This window comes from Lyngbya confervoides BDU141951 (assembly GCF_000817775.3).
Taxonomy (GTDB): Bacteria; Cyanobacteriota; Cyanobacteriia; order Thermosynechococcales; family Thermosynechococcaceae; genus Lyngbya; species Lyngbya confervoides.
Genome location: NZ_JTHE03000055.1, coordinates 1 through 3,711, shown reverse-complemented (window position 1 = coordinate 3,711; position 3,711 = coordinate 1). Strand labels below are relative to the sequence as shown.

2 protein-coding genes and 1 tRNA gene are annotated in these 3,711 nt (G+C 47.2%); 1 reads left to right on the top strand and 2 read right to left on the bottom strand.

The features are described 5' to 3' along the window. Positions 1–28 precede the first annotated feature (28 nt). Positions 29–601: a hypothetical protein gene (locus QQ91_RS09750; RefSeq protein ID WP_039728671.1), complete on the bottom strand. Its 573-nt coding sequence runs from the start codon at positions 599–601 to the stop codon at positions 29–31. A 128-nt stretch (positions 602–729) separates the two neighbouring features. Here QQ91_RS09750 and cas12k point away from each other — a divergent pair, with 128 nt between their 5' ends. After that, the gene (gene cas12k / locus QQ91_RS09745) at positions 730–2,655 is read left to right on the top strand and encodes a type V CRISPR-associated protein Cas12k (protein WP_039730330.1); all 1,926 of its coding nucleotides are present in this window, start codon (positions 730–732) and stop codon (positions 2,653–2,655) included. A 919-nt stretch (positions 2,656–3,574) separates the two neighbouring features. Here the strand turns inward: cas12k and QQ91_RS09740 are convergent. Beyond that, positions 3,575–3,648: transfer RNA gene (locus QQ91_RS09740), tRNA-Pro, on the bottom strand. Positions 3,649–3,711: the final 63 nt, after the last annotated feature.

Below are 3,711 nucleotides of genomic sequence, written 5' to 3'. Positions count from 1 at the left end.
GCTAGTTTTTGCTAATGCAGAACAGCAATTAGACTTCCTTCAGACGATCTTGCCAATGTTCGATGCCTTTACGGGTGGGGGTACCTCTGTCAGTAAACGTCCACATATCGCTTTTATGCTGCGGCCCATAACTCACATGAATTGGTCGCTCTGCCCCATAAAAATATAGTGAGTCAAACGACAATCCCTGTGCCACAATCCAAGCCACCAACTCATCACTTGGCAAATCCACAACTCTAAAATCACACGCCGCCCCCAACCGCGAGCAGTAGTAATTCCCATTCCGGTTCACCTCATGGGCCATGTGCTGATCCAGATTCGGACTGACTTTGCCGTTCTTCAGACCTGTTAACGGATCCTTTTTCGCTAGCCATCGTTTCAAATCTGTAGAGCAAAACCCATAGGTGAGCTGAAAGCGCTCACGGCCAAACGCCTCAATCACCGGATCGATGATGTACAGGCACAACGCCTCTATTGCTGGAACCGTCTCATCCCAGTTATTTGGATAGGGATCAATTTGGTCAGCATACTTGCTGTACGTCTGCGTGCAGGTGCAAAACTCCTCCAGCGTCAAATACTTGCCTAACTTTTGAGGCGTCATTTCCAGACTCACTAAATTGAGCGACTCAGCGCAATACAAACTTCCATCAAAAGGACATCAGCAATACAAATAAACCAGTTAAAATGGTACAGATGAATTATATTTGCGCTCTTTCTATTAAGTTTGTCATGAGTAAGATCACGATTCAGTGCCGTCTCGTTGCTTCAGAAGCCACTCGCCAGTACCTCTGGCACCTAATGGCTGATATCTACACGCCATTTGTCAACGAGATCCTGAGGCAGATTAGGGAAGACGACAATTTTGAGCAATGGCGCCAATCAGGCAAGATTCCTGCCAGTGTATTTGAGGACTACCGCAAGACCCTAAAAACCGAGTCACGGTTTCAAGGAATGCCTGGCCGCTGGTATTACGCTGGCCGCGAGGAAGTAAAGCGAATCTATAAATCTTGGCTAGCTCTCCGCCGCCGTCTCAGAAATCAATTAGCAGGGCAAAACCGATGGCTGGAGGTGCTCCAAAGTGATGAAACCTTAATGGAAGTATCCGGCCTTGATCTCTCTGCCCTCCAAGCAGAAGCCAGCCAACTTCTAAATATTCTGGGTTCAAAAAACAAGACCTCTAAGAATCGCTCGAAAAAAGCCAAAGGTAAGCCCAAGGGCAAATCGGCCAAAGACCCAACGCTTTACCAAGCCCTTTGGGAGCTTTATCGAGAAACCGAAGATATAGCTAAAAAATGTGTGATCGCTTATCTACTCAAACACAAGTGTCAGGTACCAGACAAACCAGAAGATCCAAAGAAATTTCGACATCGCCGCCGCGAGGCCGAGATTCGCGCAGAACGTCTCAATGAACAATTGATCAAGACTCGGTTGCCTAAAGGTCGAGATTTAACTAATGAGCAGTGGCTACAGGTACTGGAGATCGCGACCAGGCAAGTTCCCAAAGATGAAGACGAAGCTGCTATCTGGCAATCTCGGCTACTTACTGATGCTGCTAAGTTCCCTTTTCCTGTAGCTTATGAAACAAACGAAGACCTCAAGTGGTTTCTCAATGGCAAAGGACGACTGTGTGTCAGCTTCAACGGCCTTAGTGAGCATACCTTCGAGGTTTACTGCGGCCAGCGACAACTCTATTGGTTCAATCGCTTTTTAGAAGATCAACAAATCAAAAAAGAGAACCAGGGAGAACGTTCTGCTGGACTCTTTACCCTGAGGTCAGGACGCCTCGTATGGAAGCCTTATTCATCAGATGCCAGTAGGAGTGACCCTTGGATGGCAAACCAATTAACTCTACAATGCAGCGTTGACACTCGACTTTGGACTGCAGAAGGCACTGAACAAGTCCGTCAAGAAAAAGCGACCAGCATTGCCAAAGTCATTGCCGGAACGAAGGCCAAAGGCAACCTCAATCAGAAGCAACAAGATTTCATTACCAAGCGAGAGAAAACCCTTGAGTTGTTGCATAACCCGTTTCCTCGCCCCAGCAAGCCCCTCTACCAAGGCAAGCCATCCATAATTGCAGCCGTCAGCTTTGGACTAGAGAAGCCAGCTACATTAGCGATCGTGGATATCGTGACAGATAAGGCAATAACCTATCGCAGCATTCGTCAACTACTAGGCCAAAACTATAAACTCTTCACCAAACACAGACTGAAGCAGCAACAGTGTGCTCACCAACGACACCAAAACCAGGTAGAAAGCGCTGAGAATAGAATCTCCGAAGGTGGACTAGGAGAGCATTTAGACTCGTTAATTGCCAAAGCCATCCTAGAAACTGCCGCAGAATATGGAGCCAGCAGCATTGTGCTCCCTGAGCTAGGGAATATCCGCGAAATCATCCATGCAGAAATCCAGGCTAAAGCTGAACGTAAAATTCCTGGTCTCAAGGAGAAGCAAGACGAATATGCAGCCAAGTTTCGAGCCAGCGTCCATCGCTGGAGCTATGGCCGTTTAGCTCAGAAGGTCACGACCAAAGCTTCTCTCCACGGCCTTGAGACTGAATCGACCCGTCAGTCATTGCAAGGAACCCCTCAAGAAAAAGCAAGAAACTTAGCGATCTCTGCTTACGAGTCACGGAAAGTCGCTCAAAGAGCTTGACAAGTTCGCACGTACTACTAAAATATACCTAGCGCCTAAGCTCATGCCGTCAGTGGCCTCTGTGCTCAGAAAAAAGGCTAGTTTGACGGTCTGAACACCGTCCTGCTTTCTGGCCCAGATGACTATCCATCCCCGAAGTTGTGAGCGCACGCAGCAAGAGGGCACGGGTTCTGGAGTGATGGTTATCAAGTTCACCTCCGAGCAAGGAGGAATCCACCCAAAACTTAAAATTGGCAAACCTAAGCGAGGTCAAGATCCCTAGGAGGTTTGCCAAAGTTCTAAAGCTCTTTATCCACACAAGTTTGAACGAGTTGTTTCGTTCAAATTGCTAGCTCCCTAGAATTTTTCTGTAGAGTTAGATTGAGCTTTGCCAAATTTAGCCTGAAAAGCTTGTGGGGTATGCCTTTCCGATGGCAAGGGTCGCCAAAAGCATTTCAGGGCAGGGCGGGTTGAAAGTAGCGACTATTCCGGGCACGATCGAGAACATGAGGTCGCCAAAAGCATTTCAGGGCAGGGCGGGTTGAAAGTCTAGTGAAATAATCGAAAAAAGGATCGCTATGCAGGTCGCCAAAAGCATTTCAGGGCAGGGCAGATTGAAATCGCTAGGGCCTGCCTGATTACGACCAACTTGTTTCATCAGAGCGATACAGATGAAATCTTAGAATATTTGTACTTGATTCAATATCGGCGTTAACATATCAAGCAGGTGGATTGAAAGGCGCACTTCGTTCGGGAAAGGGCAGCTTAGTCTTGATAAGTGCTTTTTTAGATGCAAACTCGATCGACGACAATATTGTGTGATCAGTCGCATCTAGCAACTAAACGACACGAATGTGTGATGGACGACAGCGAAATAGTTACGATGACACGAATGTGTTATCGATGACAAATAATATGTTACTCGACAACTTTGAAAGAATCGGGATGAGAGGATTCGAACCTCCGGCCCCTTCGTCCCGAACGAAGTGCGCTACCAAGCTGCGCTACATCCCGTAGTTATCAGATACTAAATTAGCATAGAGGCGCGATCGCTGTTCATTGCCTTTGAAAATTGAA